The organism is Staphylococcus hsinchuensis, from assembly GCF_038789205.1.
Taxonomy (GTDB): Bacteria; Bacillota; Bacilli; order Staphylococcales; family Staphylococcaceae; genus Staphylococcus; species Staphylococcus hsinchuensis.
On record NZ_CP128355.1, the window covers coordinates 1,576,747 to 1,597,045 of the forward strand.

Consider the following 20,299-nt stretch of genomic DNA (forward strand, 5'->3'; position numbering starts at 1 on the left):
CACACTATGATAGAATGGCTAAGAAAACTATGAAACGAGGTGCATATGATGACCCAACAAAAATTACATTCTACAGATAAACAATACGAAACAGCCATACTCGTTGGCGTACATGTGCAATCAGAAGATGAAAATCGCTTTGATTCGACAATGGTAGAACTTGAATCACTTTCAAAGACTTGCCAACTAAACGTGCAAACACAATTTTCACAAAATCGACATCAAGTCGATCATAAATATTATGTAGGTAAAGGTAAATTAGAAGAAATACAAGCCTATATTCAACATCATGATGTTGACGTAGTAGTCACTAATGATGAATTAACGACAGCACAATCGAAAACTTTAAACGGTAATTTAAATGTAAAAATTATTGATCGTACACAGTTAATATTAGAAATATTTGCCTTAAGAGCGAGAAGTAAAGAAGGTAAATTACAAGTTGAATTAGCACAATTAGAATATCTTATGCCAAGACTTCAAGGACATGGTCGTAGTTTATCTCGCTTAGGCGGCGGTATTGGAACACGTGGTCCTGGGGAAACGAAACTTGAAATGGACAGACGTCATATTAGAACACGAATGAACGAAATTAAACATCAGCTTCAAACAGTCATAGATCATCGTGAACGTTATAGAGAACACAGAGAAAAAAACAATGTTTATCAGATAGCGTTAGTTGGTTATACAAACGCAGGTAAATCTTCTTGGTTTAACGTATTGGCAAACGAATCAACATATGAAAAGAATTTACTATTTGCTACACTTGATCCTAAGACGCGTCAAATACAAATTAATGAAGGCTTCAATCTAATTTTATCGGATACGGTTGGATTCATTCAGAAGTTGCCAACAACATTAATTGCCGCGTTTAAATCTACATTGGAAGAAGCGAAAGATGCTGATCTTTTGCTACATGTCGTGGATCGCAGTCATCCAGAATACCGTATTCAATATGAAACGGTAAATGAAATTATTAAAGATCTAGATATGGGAGATATACCACAAGCGGTGATATACAATAAAAAGGATTTATGTACAGAGGTAGAGCCTCCAGCTTCTCCTTCATCTATTTTTGTTTCTACTACAAATCAAGAAGATATTCAAAAAGTGAAAGACTTTTTATTCGAGCAAATTAAACAAACGCTCACATACTATGAAGAACATGTAGCAAGTGCTGATGCCGAAAGATTGTATTATTTAAAGCAACATACTTTAGTGAGTGAGTTAAACTTTGATGAAGATAATGAACAATTTATTATTAAAGGCTATAAAAATGATTAAAGGAAGTTATACATCATGACTGAAATAAAGAAGTTAATAAATGAAGTTGAAACAACATTAGCACCGTATTTTAAAGAGATAGAAACAATCGCATATGAAAATCAAGAAAAGGTCTTAGATGCATTCCATGCAGTGAAAGCAACAGAAAGTGACTTACAAGGTACAACAGGTTATGGTTATGATGACCTCGGCCGTGATCATTTAGAAGAAATATATGCTCGTACTTTTAAAGCTGAAGATGCGATTGTAAGACCTCAGATTATTTCAGGCACGCATGCGATTACTATTGCTTTGCAAAGCACTTTGAAATATGGTGATGAATTATTATATATCACTGGTGATCCATATGATACTTTATTAGAAGTCATCGGTATAAATGGTAATGGTATTGAAAGTTTGCAGGAACACGGTGTGAGCTATAATAAAGTTGACTTAAACAAGGGTACCATTGATGTTGACCGTGTATTACGATCGATAAATGACAAAACTAAAATGATTGCCATACAACGATCAAAGGGCTATGATCAACGCCCATCAATAGGGTTAAATGAAATTGAAGCGGCAATAGAAAAAATCAAGACACATTACCCTAATATTATTATCTTTGTAGATAATTGTTATGGAGAATTTGTAGAACGTCGTGAACCGATTGAATGTGGAGCTGACTTAATTGCTGGTTCACTTATTAAAAATCCAGGTGGCGGGTTAGCTAAAATTGGGGGTTATATTGCCGGTAAAGCATCATTAATCGAACGTTGTGGCTATCGCCTCACAGCACCAGGTATAGGTAAAGAAGCAGGTGCTTCATTGAATTCATTACAAGAAATGTATCAAGGATTTTTCTTAGCGCCACACGTTGTAAGCCAAAGTTTGAAAGGTGCACTATTCACAAGTTTATTATTAGAGAAAATGAACATGCGAACAAACCCTAAATATGACGCACCGAGAACCGATTTAATTCAAACGGTTGAATTTGATACAAAAGAACAAATGATTCAATTTTGCCAAAGCATACAACATGCTTCACCAATTAATGCACACTTTAGCCCTGAACCTGCCTATATGCCAGGATATGAAGATGATGTCATTATGGCTGCAGGTACTTTTGTGCAAGGGTCCTCTATTGAACTTTCGGCAGACGGACCTATTCGACCACCATATGAAGCCTACGTACAAGGTGGTTTAACATATGAACACGTTAAACTTGCAGTATCTAGAGCAGCAGAAAGACTTCAAAAAGAGCAATTAATTTAATAACGTATTATAATGTCAGATGTAAAATCCATATTTTCACGAAAAATTTACGTTAATTATTCGTGAATGAATATGGATTTTTTTAATTTTTTAACATAACTTTCGGTTGTTTTTTTATCTGAAATAAAAATTAGCTTTTGAATCACAGTTATATCAACGTTTTGGCAATGATGTTAGAAAACCTGACATATTTTTGAAATTGCATGTTGAATGTGCTAAATTAAATACAAGTTCAAAAGTAGAGGTGATAGGAATGCAGTCCAATGATACATTAAGACGAAATATGCCTGTCTTCTCTATGAGTGTTGTCACAAAGTTAAGCGAATTATCTGCGAGACAAATTCGTTACTATGAAACACATGAACTAATTAAACCTCAACGTTCAGAAGGGAATAAACGACTTTTTTCATTAAATGATTTGGAACGCCTTTTAGAAATAAAAAGCCTCATTGAAAAAGGCTTTAATATGAGAGGCATAAAACAAATCATACATAATGAACAAGAACATCTCTCTGACGATGAACAACTAACACGGAAAAAAATGATAGTAGAAGCTACACAGAAACCGCAACGAGAAGCGATTCCGATAAATCGTGGTGATTTATCACGTTTTATCAAAAAATAGACTGGAGGACATAGATTATGCCAGAACGTACTTTTAGTAAAGAAGATATTCAAAAGTTTGCTAAGGAAGAAAACGTAAGATACTTACGTCTACAATTTACAGATATTTTAGGTATCATTAAAAATGTAGAGGTTCCAGTAAGTCAATTAGATAAAGTATTAAACAACGAAATGATGTTCGACGGATCTTCAATTGAAGGTTTCGTTCGTATCGAAGAATCAGATATGTATTTATACCCAGATTTAGATACATGGGTAATCTTCCCATGGACAGCTGGACAAGGTAAAGTTGCGCGTTTAATCTGTGATGTTTATAAAACTGACGGTACACCATTCGAAGGTGACCCTCGTGCTAATTTAAAACGTGTTTTAGATGAAATGCAAGAATTAGGTTACACAGATATCAATCTTGGACCTGAGCCAGAATTCTTCTTATTCAAATTAGATGAAAAAGGTGAACCTACTTTAGAATTAAACGATGACGGTGGATACTTCGACCTTGCACCTACAGACTTAGGTGAAAATTGTCGACGTGATATCGTATTAGAATTAGAAGACATGGGCTTCGACATCGAAGCAAGTCACCACGAAGTAGCGCCTGGTCAGCACGAAATTGATTTCAAATATGCTGATGCAATTACAGCTTGTGACAACATCCAAACATTCAAATTAGTTGTAAAAACAATCGCGCGTCAACATAACTTACATGCAACGTTTATGCCAAAACCATTATTCGGTGTGAACGGTAGTGGTATGCACTTCAACGTATCACTATTCAAAGGTGATGAAAATGCATTCTACGATCCAAATGGCGACATGCAAATGACAGACGATGCATTCCACTTCTTAGCTGGTATTATGAAAAATGCACGTGGATTCACTGCAGTATGTAACCCACTTGTAAATTCATATAAACGTTTAGTACCTGGTTACGAAGCACCTTGTTACATTGCTTGGAGTGGTAAGAACCGTTCTCCATTAATTCGTGTACCATCTTCTCGTGGGTTATCAACACGTGTTGAGGTACGTTCAGTAGACCCAGCAGCTAACCCTTACTTAGCACTTGCAGCTATCTTAAAAGCAGGTCTAGACGGTATTAAAAATAAATTAGAAGTACCTGAACCAGTAAATCAAAACATTTATGAAATGAATCGTGAAGAACGTGAAGCGGTTGGTATCCAAGATTTACCTTCTACTTTATATACAGCAATTAAAGCTATGAAAGACAATGAATCTATTAAAGATGCATTAGGTAACCATATTTATAATCAATTCGTTAACTCAAAATCAATCGAATGGGATTATTACAGAACTCAAGTTTCTGAATGGGAAAGAGAACAATATATTAAACAATACTAGGTGCTAAACAAGAGGGAAAATTACTGATAATAAGCGATTCGTGTTATTCAATTTGGATAATGCGAATCGTTTTTTTGTACCCACATATATTTTGGAGTCATTTGGGTGCAAAATGGGTACAATAACTATATAGTGAAATTAAATTAAGAAATGGGACAGAGATTTCGTATTCCCACTCAATGTTAAAGAGTCTGAAGCATCTATTTTTGTCTTAGACTCATATAAAAATAGTATTTTTTATAATGAAAATTTAATAAAGGAGACGTGCCATATGCAACAAGTTAAATTAATGACAGTAAATGCTAGTGAACTTACACAATTAGAGCAAAAGATAAATGAAATGCTCGGACAAGAAGAACTTTCAAATTATAAATTACTAGATTCTACAATTAATCAACAAAGTATCACTAAGTTTTCAGCTGAAGAACAAGAATTTAATGCGATTCTAACATTTGTGAAAGAAGCTTAAATAAAAATAAAGAGATAAAAAGAGCGATGCCAGAAATCCATTATTTTTTAATGATTTCTGGCATCGCTGTAACTTTATTTATTGTTCTTTTTTTTTATAATCGATTGCACCATTACTATTATAAAACCGACGAAAATCCCTAAGAAAACTGCAACAACAGCAGAAACTAATAAAGGTAATTGAAACTGTACTTGTAATATGATTCCAATAATAATTGCAACTATAATTGCAATAGTAGAAACTAAATTTTCATTTTTCATAATTAACACGTTCACTCCTAACATAACTATTATATATGAAGATATTATTGAAATAAAGCGAGTCTATTTTAGACTAATCGAAAGTTGATTGGTTAAGTTATTAGTTATTGACGTATAAAAAAGATTTATTTATGATAATTTGGAATGTTTTTTTAAAGAGGAGTAAAAATGAAAAATTCGAAAAAAATAATAGCAATTGTTAGTTTAATTATCATTGTAGGTGTATTATTTTTCCAAATTATTAACCATTCTGGTCCATTTAAAGGAAATCATACTGGCACAAAAGACAAAAAGTCAATGGATCGCGTTCATGTGGACAGAGTGGTAGATGGTGATACTTTTGTAGCGCATGACCAACAACATCATAAACTTAAAGTGAGACTCATTGGAGTTGATACACCTGAGACAGTGAAACCACATACAGCTGTTCAACCATATGGTAAGAAGGCGTCTAATTATAGTAAATCACATCTAACAAACAAGAATGTATACTTAGAATATGATCAAGAGAAACATGACCAGTATGGACGAACGTTAGCTTACGTGTGGATGGATAAAAAGAACATGTATAATCAAGAGTTAATTGAAAAAGGACTGGCTCGAGAAAAATACTATGCGCCGAATAATAAATATAGAAGTCTGTTAGAAAAAGAAGAACGCCATGCTCAACAAAAAAATATTAACATCTGGGCTTCATAATAAGTAACAATTTTTCACAAAGGCTTTTGTGTAAATGAAGAAGAGATAGTATACGACAACTGATTCGATAATGCAGTATCCTCAGTTTGTGCGTATAAAAAACCCAACCTCACTATATGAGATTGGGTTTTTTATTAGTCACTTATACTTAATGAAACTGTGCAACGATATTATCAAATTCTTCATTAGATAGACCTGTTTTTGATTGATTAATTGTTTCACCAATTACGTTTCTTAATGATGATTTTGAAGAAACTGTTTCGGCATTGTTTTCTTTTTCTTTAGGTCCTTCAATAATATTTACACTACCATCAGTAAAGTAAACTAATCCGACACTCTTGATTTTAGATGATAAATTTTGATCGAGTTTATTTTCAAGCTCTCTTGTTTTAGCAGCTGCTGTTTCATAAGGATCATAATCGTAAAAATCATAAATAACAGAATGTTGCTTAATTTGTTCGGTGAAAGTATAAGTTGATGGGCGTGATGATTGGAATTGACTATGATATTGTGTAGCAACGTAACGCCCAACATTTTGATTTAAATCGATACGTTCTGGTGGTAGGTCAGCTTTAGGATCAATTGTAAAGTGGTAAAATGTTTTCTGTTTCCAACTTTTCACATCAATATTGAAAATACCTTTGTCAGAAATAACAACATAATCAAAAGGTCTCATATTTTCAAAAAGAGGGTGCTTTACTGCAAGTTTATCAGTGCCTATAATTTCAAAGTGTTCAATCGTATGATTATCTTTATACTCAGAAAAGATATCGTTTAATACGTGCTTTGCTTTGCGTAAACCATGATGATGTACATCTGTATTCCCATCAAAATGTAACATCTGATTTTTAAGCGATAGGTTTTCTCTTCTAATTGAACTGAGTCTAGCCACCATTTGATTATTGGCGTAATTTTCTGCATCAATACGTCGTTGTAAAAAATGTTTGTTAATGAAAATTGCCGCAATTAGAATAATTATGACAACTATTAATGAATTGACTAATACCATAAAAAATCATCCTCATCGTTAATAATATGTGTACTTATACGTAAAGGCATCAAAAAATTCTCATTAGTTTTACTTAATCATTAGACGTAATCAATGATGGGTAATTAATTAATCAAGTGCTAACTAATAAAATATATTTATACCTTTAGACAAAAACACATCCCATTATAATTATTGTACGTTTCTGTAAAAATTAAACTTATAAATAGCTATATTAATATATAATTTACATTAAAAGTATGGTAAAAATAGAAAGTAAGAGATTCAAATGCATGATAAATATGGAGGAACAGTAAATGAGTTCTAAAAAGGATTATTTTAACAAATTAATAAAAGAAATAAATAAAGGAGATATTATTGCTTTGGATAATGATCCAATGGCTTATTATATAATTGATACATTAAAAAATGAAAATAAAAAAGTATCAATTATTAGTATTTCTACCGATGTTATTCAATATGTAGCAAAGTATACAAATTTTAATCTCATTTTACCAAATGGAAAAGTTAATCATGCATTTCACGTTATCACAGGAATTAATGAGACCAATACATATAAAAAATATCAGATCCAATTTTATTTTGCAGTGATACCATACATAGATGGCAACGACCTATTACATACAATGCCAGAAGTGGCGACAATACAACGCGCATTAATTAACCAGACGACTGAGTTTGTAGTTATAAACAATCCAGAAAAAGTAAATGTTAGCTCATCAAATGAATACCATATGATATCAGAGCTGTATTAATATGCACCATTTCATTTAAGTAAAAGTAATACATTGAAATATCCATGCACAAATTATATAATAGATATTAATGGAAGCGCTTACTTCCTAAGGAGGTCTTACGTGGATAATCGCCAAGAGAGTACAATAAAATCATTAGTTACCAATTTAAATGAGAAAGTTGGAAATCTATTTAAATACCACGGTGAAATTGCTAAGCAATTATTTTTAACTGATGGTTTTAATATAGAAGGTCGTGTAGATATCAGTGCAGAAAGAAAGTATTTAGGTGAAATTTTAAAGTATATTCCTGACTCACTTAAGATTGAATTAGTAGATGAACATTGCACGACAACAAATTTTCATGAAGCCGACTTCTCAACTATTCAACACGCAAATATTTTCGAGGAAGATAATCTCATCATGACCATCATCGTTTACGATGTCGAAGATGAAATGTGGATGTTTAGATGGAATCATAATATTAGACTCCCTGAAAAGCACATTTATTTTCACTCAATTAAATGGGATGTAGATTATATCAAACCTGAAATTGTATTGATGTATGAGCTATTAGAACCTACAAACTACCATAAAATACCTAATTATAGATCGGTGTTAGATGCTCTAAGTTACTATCAATTTATGACGTTACGTACAATTGTAGGAGACGATCGCATTAATCAAGCTGTTCGTTTTGAAAAAAGAGTAATATAAAAACCCTTCAAATCATAAGATGTTAACGTTAGTTATAGCATTTAAGATTTGAAGGATTTTTTTTATATTTGTAGTGCTTCGCCATTATAACAATATTCGTATGTCGCTTTAACGGCTTTATCAGCATCATCTACGTCAATTCCAAACATCATTGAGATTTCTGATGCACCTTGGTTCATCATTCTTAAATTGATTTTTGATTCTGCTAAAGCGTGCGTAATCATATTAGCCGTACCAATTATGCGATGCATGCCTTCGCCAACAATCATTAAAATAGCTAAATCGTGCTCTACACTTAATTCATCGACATCGCATCTTTGACGGATATCATTTAACACTTTTTGTTCAACATTTTCTATCTCTTTTGAGCGCATGATAATACTGATATTATCAATTCCAGATGGCATATGATCAAATGATATATTATAATCCTCAAGAATTCCTAATACTTTTCGAGTAAAACCGACTTGTCTGTTCATTAAATATTTTTTAATACTTAATACCGTAAATCCTTTGTCACAGCTAATACCACTGACGACATTGTTAGAATTTATTTCACGATCATGTCGAATAAAAGTACCTGTATCATTTGGACGATTCGTGTTTTTAATTACAACTGGAATTCTATCTTTATAAAGTGGCTGTAATGCCTCATCATGAAATACGCCAAATCCAGCATATGATAATTCACGCATTTCACGATATGTAATCTCATCTATAGAGAGTGGATTTGGAACGATAGTAGGGTTTGCTCTAAAAATACCTGAAACATCTGTAAAGTTTTCATAAAGATCAGCGCGAACACCACGAGAAACAATTGCGCCAGTAATGTCTGACCCACCTCTAGGGAAGGTGACTACATAATTTTGACGTGACATACCAAAATAACCAGGGATAATTAACTTTTCATCATAATCACGCAGTTTGTATAAAGCTTCATAGGATTGATCGAGGACCTGTGCGTTTTGTGGTAAATCAGTGACAGTAATACCCGCATCACCAGGTGAAATGTAACGTGTTGGAATACCACGACTATTATTGTAGGTTGCGATGAGTTGTGCATTAAAGTTTTCACCACAAGACAACAATGCATCTTGTAAACGTTCAGGTTTATCTTTCAACTGTTTAATAAATGATTCTAAAGTATCATCAATTTGCTCCAGTAAATCGTCTGACATTTCTAAATCATTAATAATATCCGCATATCTTTGAATAATTTCTTGTTTCTTTGCAGTGTAATCAATACCTGCGAGGACTTTTTCATAAAGACGCAACAATAAATCAGTCGTTTTTACATCTTCTTTGTGTCGTTTGCCTGGTGCAGATACAATAATAATCTTTCTATCTTTATCCGCATTTACGATGTCTAATACCTTTTTGATTTGTTCTGCATTGGAAACAGAACTTCCTCCGAACTTCGCTACTTTCATAGTGTCATACAACCTTTCACAAAAATCTGAAAATTTAGTTTAGTTTTTATCTTCTGAATGATAATATATAAATACGCTTTGTTTCGTCCTTTACAAAAAGAAGGAATGAATTTATACTATACCATATCTTAGTATATTTCAACTGTACAATTGTATTTTTAAGAAAAACAATCGGAGGAATGATGACATGAAAGAATTAAATGTAGCCTTGTTAGGCTTAGGAACTGTAGGTTCTGGTGTGGTTAAAATAATTGAAGAAAATAAACAACAAATTAAAGATACGATGGACAAAGATATTAATATTCGCCACATTCTTGTACGTAACAAATCAAAATCACGACCAATTAATATCTCAAAGTATCATTTAACAGAAGATATAGATGAAATATTAAATGATGATACGATTGATATTATCGTTGAGGTTATGGGTGGTATTGAACCAACTGTAGATTGGTTAAAACGTGCACTTAATTCTAAGAAACATGTCATTACTGCCAATAAAGACTTATTAGCAGTACATTTAAACGTATTAGAAGATTTAGCACAAGAAAACGATGTCGCACTGAAATATGAAGCAAGTGTGGCAGGAGGAATACCTATTGTTAATGCGATCAACAATGGTTTGAATGCAAACAATATTACTAAATTTATGGGTATTTTAAACGGTACTTCTAACTTTATATTGAGCCAAATGACTAAAAATGAAAAAACATTCGAAGACGCACTTTCTGAAGCAAAAGAATTAGGTTTTGCTGAAGCTGACCCAACAGATGATGTTGAAGGTATTGATGCAGCTAGAAAGGTTGTTATCACTTCTTATTTAACTTTTAATCAAGTTATTAATTTATCAGATGTTGAACTTCATGGTATGCGTGATATTGAATTATCAGATATCAAAGTTGCAGATAAGTTAGGCTATAAAATTAAATTAATTGGTAAAGGTACGTATGAAAAAGGCAAAGTAAGTGCCTCAGTAGAACCAACATTAATTAGTAAACAACATCAATTAGCTGCTGTTGAAGACGAGTATAATGCCATTTATGTTATTGGTGATGCTGTCGGAGAAACGATGTTTTATGGTAAAGGTGCAGGTAGTTTAGCAACAGGTAGTGCTGTTGTAAGTGACTTATTGAATGTAACGCTTCAGTTTGAATCAAACTTGCATACACTACCACCACATTTTGAATTAAAAACTGATGAAACAAAAGAAATGATGGAAGATGAAAGTGAAGTGGCAATCAAAGAAAAATTAAGTTACTACGTTGTACTTAATACTAAAGATCAAGATTTGAATAATTTAGAAGACGAATTAAAATCCAAGCTTCCACTTCATAAATCACTGCAATTAAGTGGTCGAGATACGTATACTGTAGCAGTTATCGTAGAAGATATAGATGAATTACAAGCATCAACACTAAATGATTCTGGTTTTGAAGTACAAAAAATTTATCCAGTTGAAGGGGTTTAATAAATATGAAACAATGGCAAGGTTTAATCAGCGAATTCGAGTCACATTTACCAGTAAATGAAAATACACCTAAATTAACATTGCAAGAAGGGCAAACGCCACTGATTTATTGCGAAAAAATGTCAGAATATTTAGGTATTGAACTTCATGTTAAATATGAAGGTGCAAACCCAACTGGTTCATTTAAAGATAGAGGAATGGTTATGGCAATGGCTAAAGCAAAGGAAGAAGGCAAAAAAGTAGTCATTTGCGCTTCAACTGGTAATACTTCTGCATCTGCAGCTGCTTATGCTGCACGTGCAGGGTTAAAAGCCATTGTTGTTATTCCAGAAGGCAAAATTGCTCTCGGTAAATTATCTCAAGCCGTAATGTATGGCGCGGAAATTGTGTCTATAGATGGTAACTTTGATGAAGCTTTAGAAATTGTGAAGGAAGTAGCTCAAAATGGTGAAATAGCACTAGTGAACTCAGTCAATCCATACAGAATTGAAGGCCAGAAAACAGGTGCCTTCGAAGTTATCGAACAACTTGGTGGAGAGGCGCCAGATATTTTAGCAATTCCTGTAGGTAATGCGGGCAATATTTCTGCTTATTGGAAAGGCTTTAAAGAATACCATGATAGTCATGGCACGCAATTGCCAAATATGTATGGATTCCAGGCTGAAGGTGCATCACCAATTGTTCAAGATAGAGTAGTTACTAATCCCGATACAGTTGCGACTGCGATTCGTATTGGTAATCCAGCAAGTTGGGATAAAGCCAAACATACACTTGCTGAATCTGATGGTTATATTGATAGTGTTACAGATGATGAAATTTTAGAGGCTTATCAAATGATGGCCCGTAATGATGGCGTGTTTAGTGAACCAGCAAGTAATGCTTCTATTGCAGGCTTAATTAAATTACATCGTGCGGGTAAATTACCTAAAGGTAAAAAAATTGTTGCAGTATTAACGGGTAACGGTTTAAAAGATCCAGACACAGCAATTTCATTGTTAGACAATCCTATCCAACCATTAGCCAACGACAAACAAAGTATTTTAAAGTATATTAAGGAGAAACTTTAATTATGAAAGATGTGCTTCATTTGAAAATACCTGCATCAACAGCTAATTTAGGTGTTGGTTTTGATTCAATAGGTATGGCTTTGAATAAATTTTTATTTTTAGACGTTACCACAAATGATACAAATGAATGGCAGTTTCATCATATCGGTCCTAACTTGGAAGGTTTGCCTACCGATACGACACATTACATTTATCAAATAGCACAAAAAGTTGCGAAGAAATTTGATGTTCAATTGCCTGGTTTAAATATAGAAATGAGAAGCGAAATACCATTAGCTAGAGGTTTGGGTTCATCAGCATCAGCATTAGTGGGCGCTCTCTATATCGCTAATTATTTTGGTGATATAGAATTGTCTAAATATGAATTATTACAACTTGCCACAGAATTTGAAGGTCATCCTGACAATGTAGCACCAACCATTTATGGGGGACTAGTGCTTGGATATTATAATCCTGAAACAAATGTCACTGACGTTTCATACATCGATATCCCACAAGTAGATTGTATCTTGACAATACCTTCATATGAGTTAAAGACGGAAGCGTCACGTGAAGCTTTACCTTCGAATTTTTCACATAAAAAGGCAGTACAATACAGTGCAATCAGTAATACAATGATTAGTGCATTAATTCAACATAATTATTCACTTGCAGGTAAAATGATGGAACAAGATGGTTTTCATGAGCCATATCGTCAACACCTTATACCTCAATTCCAACAAGTTAAAGCTATGGCTAAGTCATTTCAAGCATACGCCACGGTTATAAGCGGTGCTGGACCAACAATCTTGACATTAATTGCACCAGAAAAAAGCGGTGAACTTGTAAGAACTTTAAAACGTGAATTTAATGACTGTAGCTCTGAATTAGTAACAATTAATGTAACAGGTGTGAAATCAAAGATACTTTACCAACGCGATTAAAGTGTGATACTTTATAATACAAGGCGTTGAAAGGAGTTTGACCACATGAATCAATATCAATACATTGTGTTAGACATGGATGACACTTTATTAACTTCCGATAACAAGGTAAGTAAAGATACAGCTGATTATCTTATTCAAATTCAACAACAAGGTTATCACGTGATTCTTGCTTCAGGTCGTCCTACAGAAGGCATGCTACCTACAGCTCAATCACTAAAATTAGATGAATTTAACAGTTATATTATTAGTTATAACGGAGGTAAAACATCTCGCGTACAAGATGGAAAGGTAGAAACGAGTCGAACTATACCGAAAGAGCAATTTGATAATATTATAGATTATTGTCGAGAACATGAATTATTTACGCTTACTTATTATGATGGTTATATTGTCTATGATGGTGAACATGAATATATGAACAAAGAATCTGAACTCACTGGTTTACCTATGAAACAAGTTGACGATATAAAAGAGTATATTCAAACTGATGTACCTAAAGTGATGGGCGTAGATTACGAATCACATATTAAAGAATTACTCGATGAATTAGGTAACCAATTTAATGATAAGGTAGATGTAACTACAAGTAAGCCAATCTTTTTAGAATTTATGGCTAAAGATGTTTCTAAAGCAAATACAGTTTCAAGTTTGTGTGAACAGTTAGATATCGATATCAAACAAGTGATAGCGTTTGGAGACAGTTCCAATGATTTATCAATGCTACAAGAAGTAGGAAAAGGTATCGCAATGGCTAACGCAAACGATGAAATAAAATCAGTAGCAGATTCCGTTACTTTAAGTAATGATGAAGATGGTATCCCATATGCACTTAAACAAATTTTATAATTTAAAATAAATAAAAAAATCCCATCAGTTATATAACTGATGGGATTTTCTATGTACATATAATGTTATTTAGCTGTATGTGTCCATTCATTTTTACCTCGGTGACGTTTAACAAGTGCATACACATGATCTGCTGCATAATCTAAATTAGTATAAATCGTAATTGAAAATGCTGATTGGTTTTCTTCGAACTCTTCTTCTAAAAATAAATCTTTTAAATGTTCAAATAGACTTTCCATTTGGGAATGATCTAAACCACTGTATTCTCTTAATGTACGTTTAATAAGGCGATTATTTTTTTCTTCTAGTGATTGTACGACTATAACGAAACGTTCTTCAGTTTCTAATACATCATCAAATAAATTTGTTTGCCCAATCATAATTTCCACCTCTAAAATATGTTGCTCTTGCACATTATTATACTATACTTTGCACATCGTGAAAAATAATTAATCATACTTTGCACATCGTGAAAAATAATTAATCGCAATATATAAAGGGACTTCAACTAAGAGGTTGGGACAAAAATAGTTGTCTCAGCTTCTTTGTCAATGAGTCAGAAGATGATTGAAATAAAAATGCGCTTATATCAAGCTTATCCAATCCTAGTCATCCTTGCCTGGATGGGACTACGAAATTTTTATTAGAAAATTCGATTTCTGTCCCACTCCCAAAAAATAAAATGCATTGAAACAGACAATTTAAGTTTGTCTATTTCAATGCAATATTGATTAATATTTATGTTGCTCTAAATTAATGTCGTTGAGTTTCACAACTTTAGTTTTTTTGATAAATTTATGCGATAAATAAACGAGCATTAAAATTATTATCGGTAAAACATTACGTAATACTGCCATATAGTCACCTGAAATCATTGCTCCGACTGAGTTACCTACAAATAAGATAAGTATAGCAACAATAACAATAATTGGACCCAATGGGTAAAATGGTGCTTTATAAGGTAAAACATCATCTGGGTTTTTGTGTTGCTTTTTAATTGCTCGACGTAATCTGATTTGAGCTAAAATACTTGATCCCCAAACCACGATGACTAGCGATCCAATAATGTTTAATAACGAAAAGACAATATCTGACTTAAATTGCGCGATTATAATAACTGTAAAGATCACTAAAAAACTCATGCAAATAGATAGTATAGGTAATTTCGTTGTTTTTTGCAGTTTGCCGAAGACTTTAGGTGCCTGGCTATCTTCAGCTAATGAGAATAACAGTCGACTTGTCGTATAGATTCCTGAATTAGCAGCTGATAATAGTGAGGTCAATATAACAGCATTTATCACAGAGGCAGCAAATGCAATACCGATACGATCAAAAACAATTGTAAACGGGCTTTGTGTAACTGATTCATGTTTATTTAATAATAATGAATCATTATAAGGGATAATTGCCGAAATCACTGCGATAGAAAGGACGTAGAATAACAATATTCTCCAGAATACTTGTTTAATTGCTTTTGGCATAGACTTATTTGGATTTGATGATTCCCCAGCTGTGACTGCCACAACTTCTGTACCACCGACAGAAAAACCAGCAATAAGTAACACAGCTAAAAATCCTGAAAATCCTCCAACAAAAGGAGCTTCCCCCGTTATGAAATTATGTGTTCCATAAGTTTTTCCGCCTAAAATACCTACAATTGTTAAAATACCGACGACGATAAATATTAAAATTGTTACTACTTTAATTAAAGATAACCAAAATTCAGTTTCGCCGAAAGCTTTAACTGAAAAGATATTGAGTAAAAATAATAAAACTAAAAAGATTATGCTCCAAATTACTGGATTAAAAAAGTGAAATACGTCCCAATAATTTAATACGTTTGCTGCAATGATAATATCGACACTTGAAACAAGTAACCACATCAACCAGTATAACCAGCCCATTGTAAATCCTAGGGAACTGTCTACGAATCGAGTGGAGTATGAGCTGAACGAACCCGATACAGGGTAAAAGGTTGCCAGCTCTCCAATCGAAGACATAAGGAAATACAACATCACACCGATAATTAAATAAGCCAGTATTGCGCCACCAGGTCCTGCTTGAGCAATAACACTTCCTGTTGCTACAAATAAACCTGTACCAATGGCACCTCCTATAGCAATCATCGAAATATGACGAGAACTGAGACCACGTTTCATGTTATTTTTATTTTCTGTCATGTATACGTCTCCTATATTCTTAAAATTTATATAAGTTACATTTTAATGCTTTTACTACCTTATGGCAATGCTTTTTTAATGAACTAGGAATTAAAATTAGAATATTCAGAAATTTATAATCATTCTAGTTTATTTTGTTGATTTTAAGGAGGCGATAGATTACTATTAAGCTAGATTATAATAATTATAGTTGAGGACAACTGAGGAGGAACCTATATGAGTAATAGAAGACATTTAACTAGTTTATTCGGAGCTCCAGTTTCAGATAGAGAAAATAGTATGACTGCTGGGCCTAGAGGTCCACTTGTAATGCAAGATTGGTATTTCTTAGAGCAAATGGCTCATTTTGATCGGGAAGTCATACCAGAAAGAAGAATGCATGCGAAAGGTTCAGGTGCATTCGGTACATTCACAGTGACAAATGATATCACGCAATATACATCAGCTAGTATCTTTTCAAAAGTTGGAAAACAGACTGAAATGTTCGCACGTTTTTCAACTGTAGCTGGCGAAAGAGGCGCTGCTGATGCAGAGCGAGATATTCGTGGTTTTGCTTTAAAATTCTACACTGATGAAGGGAACTGGGATCTAGTTGGAAATAATACTCCGGTATTCTTCTTCAGAGATCCAAAACTATTTGCTAGTTTAAACCATGCAGTTAAACGCGACCCAAGAACAAATATGCGCAGTGCACAAAATAATTGGGATTTTTGGACGTCACTTCCAGAAGCATTGCATCAAGTGACTATATTAATGTCTGACCGCGGTATACCTAAAGGGTTTAGAAATATGCATGGTTTTGGTTCACACACATATTCTATGTATAACGAACAAGGTGAACGTGTTTGGGTGAAGTTTCATTTTAGAACACAACAAGGTATAGAAAATTTATCACAAGATGAAGCGGCTCAAGTCATTGCGAATGATAGAGAGTCTTCTCAACGTGATTTATTTGAAGCAATTGAACGTGGTGATTTTCCTAAATGGAAAATGTATATCCAGGTTATGACTGAGGAACAGGCAAGAAATCATAAAGATAATCCTTTTGATTTAACTAAGGTATGGTACAAAGGAGATTATCCATTAATAGAAGTTGGAGAATTTGAACTTAATCGTAACCCAAACAACTATTTCCAAGATGTAGAGCAAGCGGCATTTGCACCAACAAATATTGTGCCTGGTATTGATTTTTCACCAGATAAAATGTTGCAAGGTAGAATATTCTCATATGGGGATGCCCAACGTTATAGACTAGGTGTTAATCATTGGCAAATACCTGTTAACCAACCTAAAGGGGTCGGCGTAGAAAATATCTGTCCATTTAGTAGAGATGGACAAATGAGAATTTTAGATGATAATCAAGGTGGCAGCACACATTACTATCCAAATAGTACTGGTGCCTTTGAAGATCAACCACAATATAAGAAACCTTCTTTACAAGTAGAAGGCGATGTATATGAACATAATTATCGTGAAGATGATGACAACTACTTCGAACAACCTGGACGACTGTTCCGTATACAATCGAAAGAACAACAAGAACGTATCTTTAAAAATACAGCTGATGAAATGCAAGGTACAACTTTAGAAGTTCAACATCGTCATATTCGACATTGTTTTAAAGCAGATCCAGATTACGGTAAAGGTGTTGCTAATGCTTTAGGTATTGATATTAGTAATGTGGATTTAAACCTACCTGATTAAGCGAAGCGATTTACCTATTACGTTAGTACGTTTCTAACGTTGAATACACTTTATCCTTAATTACATTTTAGTTATTACACCAGAGTAAAATAAAAAGACCGGCTACGAGTGTTTGCAATTGTAATGCGTTCGTAGTCGGTCTTTATTAAAATTTAATTTTAAAACATGTCGCATTTTAAAAGTTATTATTTGGAGGAGATTATTTCGTTTCACGATGTAATGTATATTTATTTAATCTAGGGCAGTATTTTTTAAGTTCAATACGCTCAGGATTATTTCTTTTATTTTTAGTAGAAATATAATTACGATCTCCACATTCTGTACATGCTAATGTGATATTTACGCGCAATGTTTACACCTCTTTCTTAACAGGAATGATTACGTTTTAAAATTTTAGCATATAGTGACAAGGGAATCAACTCCATTTTTACATTTTATAAATAATAGCTTTAAACTTTTAACAATGAATAAAAGGTTTATAGGTAGATGTGTAATTAATTTGAAATTTTAGACATTACAATAGTAGAAACAAGTTATATTTGCTCAAAGTTGCATAGTCATATATAGCAATCAAAGAAATACATAAGAAAAATATTTCAATGTGCTATTTGACTATATAAAAATGTGTGTTACTATAATAAAACGTAATCATTACGATTTAATAGAGGAGGTTTTATGGAATGGCTAAAAAATCAAAAATAGCTAAAGAACAAAAACGCCAAGCTTTGGTTGAACAATATTATGAATTAAGAAAAGAACTAAAGGCAAAAGGTGACTATGAAGCTTTAAGAAAGCTACCAAGAGATTCATCACCGACACGTTTAACAAGACGTTGCCAAGTTACTGGTCGACCAAGAGGTGTTTATCGTAAATTTGGCATGTCAAGAATTGCTTTAAGAGATTATGCACACAAAGGTCAAATTCCTGGCGTTAAGAAATCAAGCTGGTAAATTTATGATTTTATAGTAAAGGCTGTGACTCGAAATAATGACACAGCCCTTTTTATTTGTATAACCCCATGAGTCATAAAAAAATAGAATGTAACAAGATGAAATCATTAATTTTGTTTTCATAATATATTGTTACGATGATACAACCTTAGTCCATTTACATTTGTTCAAAAACAATGTATATTATCTAATGGTTAAGAAGAGATATAGTTTTATTTAGAAATTGAGCCAGAATGTGTAAGACTGAGCGACAATTAATAAATAATTGAACGAATTTGCCAAACAATATTAATAATTAAGAGATTGGGGTTTCTATACTATGAAAATATTTGATTACGAAGATATACAATTAATACCAAATAAATGTATCGTTGAAAGTAGAAGTGAATGTGATACTACAGTAGAGTTTGGTCCAAGAAAATTTAAATTACCAGTAGTACCTGCAAATATGCAAACAGTTATGAATGAATCACTAGCAAAATGGTTTGCTGAACACGATTATTTCTATATCATGCACCGTTTTGAAGAAGATAAAAGAAATAATTTCATTAAAGAAATGCAAGAAAACGGATTATTTGCTTCAATTTCAGTTGGGGTAAAAGCACGTGAATTTGATTTTATTAAAGAATTAGCTAGTGAAAACTTAGTGCCTGAATATATTACAATTGATATCGCCCACGGTCATTCAGATTCTGTAATCAATATGATTAAACATATTAAACAACATCTTCCAGAAAGTTTTGTTATTGCAGGTAACGTGGGTACACCTGAAGGCGTTCGTGAACTAGAAAATGCTGGTGCTGATGCAACGAAAGTAGGTATCGGTCCAGGGCGAGTTTGTATTACAAAAATTAAAACAGGATTTGGAACAGGCGGTTGGCAGTTATCTGCACTTAACCTGTGTAGTAAAGCAGCTCGTAAACCAATTATCGCTGATGGTGGTCTTAGAACACACGGTGATATTGCAAAATCAATTCGTTTCGGAGCTTCAATGGTAATGATTGGCTCACTATTTGCCGCGCATGAAGAATCACCTGGTGAAACTGTTGAATTAGATGGAAAATTGTATAAAGAATACTTCGGTAGTGCATCAGAGTTCCAAAAAGGTGAACATAAAAACGTTGAAGGTAAAAAAATGTTTGTTGAACATAAAGGTTCATTAAATGATACTTTAATTGAAATGCAACAAGATTTACAAAGTTCAATTTCATACGCAGGTGGGAAAGATTTAAATTCACTTAGAAAAGTAGACTATGTAATTGTTCGTAATTCAATTTTCAATGGGGATAGAGACTAATTCCATAGAGAAGGTGTAAACG

At 33.1% G+C, this 20,299-nt stretch carries 21 protein-coding genes; 15 read left to right on the forward strand and 6 right to left on the reverse strand.

The features are described from left to right. Positions 1-48: 48 nt before the first annotated feature. The 5 genes from hflX (at position 49) to QQM35_RS07855 (ending at position 4,990) form a co-directional block, all read left to right on the forward strand. Positions 49-1,284, forward strand: coding sequence for a GTPase HflX (gene hflX / locus QQM35_RS07835; RefSeq protein ID WP_251519021.1), 1,236 nt, complete (start codon positions 49-51; stop codon positions 1,282-1,284). A gap of 15 nt (positions 1,285-1,299) precedes the next feature. Next, entirely contained in the window at positions 1,300-2,538 is a 1,239-nt protein-coding gene (locus tag QQM35_RS07840; RefSeq protein ID WP_251943025.1) for an aminotransferase class I/II-fold pyridoxal phosphate-dependent enzyme, read from the forward strand. 253 nt (positions 2,539-2,791) lie between these two features. Further along, the gene (locus QQM35_RS07845; RefSeq protein ID WP_251516659.1) at positions 2,792-3,163 is read left to right on the forward strand and encodes a MerR family transcriptional regulator; all 372 of its coding nucleotides are present in this window, start codon (positions 2,792-2,794) and stop codon (positions 3,161-3,163) included. Positions 3,164-3,180: 17 nt separating this feature from the next. Further along, a complete protein-coding gene (gene glnA / locus QQM35_RS07850; RefSeq protein ID WP_251516662.1) occupies positions 3,181-4,521 on the forward strand; it encodes a type I glutamate--ammonia ligase in 1,341 nt (446 codons plus the stop codon). A 271-nt stretch (positions 4,522-4,792) separates the two neighbouring features. Further along, positions 4,793-4,990, forward strand: coding sequence for a hypothetical protein (locus QQM35_RS07855; RefSeq protein ID WP_251516665.1), 198 nt, complete (start codon positions 4,793-4,795; stop codon positions 4,988-4,990). Between the two features lie 74 nt (positions 4,991-5,064). On the opposite strand, the gene QQM35_RS07860 is transcribed toward QQM35_RS07855, so the two are convergent. Continuing rightward, positions 5,065-5,250, reverse strand: a complete 186-nt coding sequence (locus QQM35_RS07860) for a LapA family protein (protein ID WP_251516668.1) — start codon at positions 5,248-5,250, stop codon at positions 5,065-5,067. A gap of 168 nt (positions 5,251-5,418) precedes the next feature. Here QQM35_RS07860 and nucI point away from each other — a divergent pair, with 168 nt between their 5' ends. Next, on the forward strand, positions 5,419-5,949 hold the full coding sequence (gene nucI / locus QQM35_RS07865; protein WP_251516671.1) for a thermonuclease NucI: 531 nt from the start codon (positions 5,419-5,421) through the stop codon (positions 5,947-5,949). Positions 5,950-6,097: 148 nt separating this feature from the next. On the opposite strand, the gene QQM35_RS07870 is transcribed toward nucI, so the two are convergent. Then, positions 6,098-6,958 (reverse strand): hypothetical protein, encoded by an 861-nt coding sequence (locus tag QQM35_RS07870; protein WP_342610310.1) that lies wholly within the window; start codon positions 6,956-6,958, stop codon positions 6,098-6,100. Between the two features lie 296 nt (positions 6,959-7,254). Between QQM35_RS07870 and QQM35_RS07875 the strand changes: the two genes are divergently transcribed. Both QQM35_RS07875 and QQM35_RS07880 read left to right on the forward strand, forming a co-directional pair. Continuing rightward, a complete protein-coding gene (locus tag QQM35_RS07875; RefSeq protein ID WP_251516692.1) occupies positions 7,255-7,713 on the forward strand; it encodes a hypothetical protein in 459 nt (152 codons plus the stop codon). Between the two features lie 102 nt (positions 7,714-7,815). Beyond that, entirely contained in the window at positions 7,816-8,409 is a 594-nt protein-coding gene (locus QQM35_RS07880; RefSeq protein ID WP_251516719.1) for a hypothetical protein, read from the forward strand. Positions 8,410-8,471: 62 nt separating this feature from the next. Here QQM35_RS07880 and QQM35_RS07885 read toward each other — a convergent pair whose 3' ends face one another. After that, a complete protein-coding gene (locus QQM35_RS07885) occupies positions 8,472-9,839 on the reverse strand; it encodes an aspartate kinase (protein ID WP_251516722.1) in 1,368 nt (455 codons plus the stop codon). A 187-nt stretch (positions 9,840-10,026) separates the two neighbouring features. On the opposite strand from QQM35_RS07885, the gene QQM35_RS07890 reads away from it, so the two are divergent. From QQM35_RS07890 to QQM35_RS07905, 4 genes are read left to right on the forward strand one after another with little or no spacing between them, the layout of a single operon-like run. Further along, entirely contained in the window at positions 10,027-11,307 is a 1,281-nt protein-coding gene (locus tag QQM35_RS07890; RefSeq protein ID WP_251516725.1) for a homoserine dehydrogenase, read from the forward strand. A 5-nt stretch (positions 11,308-11,312) separates the two neighbouring features. Then, positions 11,313-12,374, forward strand: coding sequence for a threonine synthase (gene thrC, locus QQM35_RS07895; RefSeq protein WP_251943013.1), 1,062 nt, complete (start codon positions 11,313-11,315; stop codon positions 12,372-12,374). A gap of 2 nt (positions 12,375-12,376) precedes the next feature. Next, complete coding sequence (gene thrB, locus QQM35_RS07900) at positions 12,377-13,297, forward strand: homoserine kinase (RefSeq protein WP_251943011.1); 921 nt, start codon at positions 12,377-12,379, stop codon at positions 13,295-13,297. A gap of 45 nt (positions 13,298-13,342) precedes the next feature. Then, complete coding sequence (locus tag QQM35_RS07905; protein ID WP_251516731.1) at positions 13,343-14,146, forward strand: Cof-type HAD-IIB family hydrolase; 804 nt, start codon at positions 13,343-13,345, stop codon at positions 14,144-14,146. A 65-nt stretch (positions 14,147-14,211) separates the two neighbouring features. Here QQM35_RS07905 and QQM35_RS07910 read toward each other — a convergent pair whose 3' ends face one another. Then, positions 14,212-14,526, reverse strand: coding sequence for a hypothetical protein (locus QQM35_RS07910; RefSeq protein WP_251516734.1), 315 nt, complete (start codon positions 14,524-14,526; stop codon positions 14,212-14,214). 351 nt (positions 14,527-14,877) lie between these two features. Beyond that, positions 14,878-16,326: an amino acid permease gene (locus QQM35_RS07915; protein WP_251516736.1), complete on the reverse strand. Its 1,449-nt coding sequence runs from the start codon at positions 16,324-16,326 to the stop codon at positions 14,878-14,880. A 216-nt stretch (positions 16,327-16,542) separates the two neighbouring features. Between QQM35_RS07915 and QQM35_RS07920 the strand changes: the two genes are divergently transcribed. Next, positions 16,543-18,030, forward strand: a complete 1,488-nt coding sequence (locus QQM35_RS07920) for a catalase (RefSeq protein ID WP_251943007.1) — start codon at positions 16,543-16,545, stop codon at positions 18,028-18,030. A gap of 199 nt (positions 18,031-18,229) precedes the next feature. Here the strand turns inward: QQM35_RS07920 and rpmG are convergent, their stop codons facing one another. Next, on the reverse strand, positions 18,230-18,379 hold the full coding sequence (gene rpmG, locus QQM35_RS07925) for a 50S ribosomal protein L33 (protein ID WP_251516740.1): 150 nt from the start codon (positions 18,377-18,379) through the stop codon (positions 18,230-18,232). Positions 18,380-18,710: 331 nt separating this feature from the next. On the opposite strand from rpmG, the gene rpsN reads away from it, so the two are divergent. Together rpsN and guaC are read left to right on the forward strand one after the other, a co-directional pair. Next, entirely contained in the window at positions 18,711-18,980 is a 270-nt protein-coding gene (rpsN, locus tag QQM35_RS07930) for a 30S ribosomal protein S14 (RefSeq protein WP_251516742.1), read from the forward strand. 319 nt (positions 18,981-19,299) lie between these two features. Beyond that, on the forward strand, positions 19,300-20,277 hold the full coding sequence (gene guaC, locus QQM35_RS07935) for a GMP reductase (protein WP_251516744.1): 978 nt from the start codon (positions 19,300-19,302) through the stop codon (positions 20,275-20,277). Positions 20,278-20,299: the final 22 nt, after the last annotated feature.

Excerpts from the sequence above, each read along its gene's own strand:
- hflX (WP_251519021.1), top strand. The coding sequence starts at position 49 with ATGACCCAACAAAAATTACATTCTACAGATAAACAATACGAAACAGCC.
- QQM35_RS07840 (WP_251943025.1), top strand. The coding sequence starts at position 1,300 with ATGACTGAAATAAAGAAGTTAATAAATGAAGTTGAAACAACATTAGCA.
- QQM35_RS07845 (WP_251516659.1), top strand. The coding sequence starts at position 2,792 with ATGCAGTCCAATGATACATTAAGACGAAATATGCCTGTCTTCTCTATG.
- glnA (WP_251516662.1), top strand. The coding sequence starts at position 3,181 with ATGCCAGAACGTACTTTTAGTAAAGAAGATATTCAAAAGTTTGCTAAG.
- QQM35_RS07855 (WP_251516665.1), top strand. The coding sequence starts at position 4,793 with ATGCAACAAGTTAAATTAATGACAGTAAATGCTAGTGAACTTACACAA.
- QQM35_RS07860 (WP_251516668.1), bottom strand. The coding sequence starts at position 5,250 with ATGAAAAATGAAAATTTAGTTTCTACTATTGCAATTATAGTTGCAATT.
- nucI (WP_251516671.1), top strand. The coding sequence starts at position 5,419 with ATGAAAAATTCGAAAAAAATAATAGCAATTGTTAGTTTAATTATCATT.
- QQM35_RS07870 (WP_342610310.1), bottom strand. The coding sequence starts at position 6,958 with ATGGTATTAGTCAATTCATTAATAGTTGTCATAATTATTCTAATTGCG.
- QQM35_RS07875 (WP_251516692.1), top strand. The coding sequence starts at position 7,255 with ATGAGTTCTAAAAAGGATTATTTTAACAAATTAATAAAAGAAATAAAT.
- QQM35_RS07885 (WP_251516722.1), bottom strand. The coding sequence starts at position 9,839 with ATGAAAGTAGCGAAGTTCGGAGGAAGTTCTGTTTCCAATGCAGAACAA.
- QQM35_RS07890 (WP_251516725.1), top strand. The coding sequence starts at position 10,027 with ATGAAAGAATTAAATGTAGCCTTGTTAGGCTTAGGAACTGTAGGTTCT.
- thrC (WP_251943013.1), top strand. The coding sequence starts at position 11,313 with ATGAAACAATGGCAAGGTTTAATCAGCGAATTCGAGTCACATTTACCA.
- thrB (WP_251943011.1), top strand. The coding sequence starts at position 12,377 with ATGAAAGATGTGCTTCATTTGAAAATACCTGCATCAACAGCTAATTTA.
- QQM35_RS07905 (WP_251516731.1), top strand. The coding sequence starts at position 13,343 with ATGAATCAATATCAATACATTGTGTTAGACATGGATGACACTTTATTA.
- QQM35_RS07910 (WP_251516734.1), bottom strand. The coding sequence starts at position 14,526 with ATGATTGGGCAAACAAATTTATTTGATGATGTATTAGAAACTGAAGAA.
- QQM35_RS07915 (WP_251516736.1), bottom strand. The coding sequence starts at position 16,326 with ATGACAGAAAATAAAAATAACATGAAACGTGGTCTCAGTTCTCGTCAT.
- QQM35_RS07920 (WP_251943007.1), top strand. The coding sequence starts at position 16,543 with ATGAGTAATAGAAGACATTTAACTAGTTTATTCGGAGCTCCAGTTTCA.
- rpsN (WP_251516742.1), top strand. The coding sequence starts at position 18,711 with ATGGCTAAAAAATCAAAAATAGCTAAAGAACAAAAACGCCAAGCTTTG.
- guaC (WP_251516744.1), top strand. The coding sequence starts at position 19,300 with ATGAAAATATTTGATTACGAAGATATACAATTAATACCAAATAAATGT.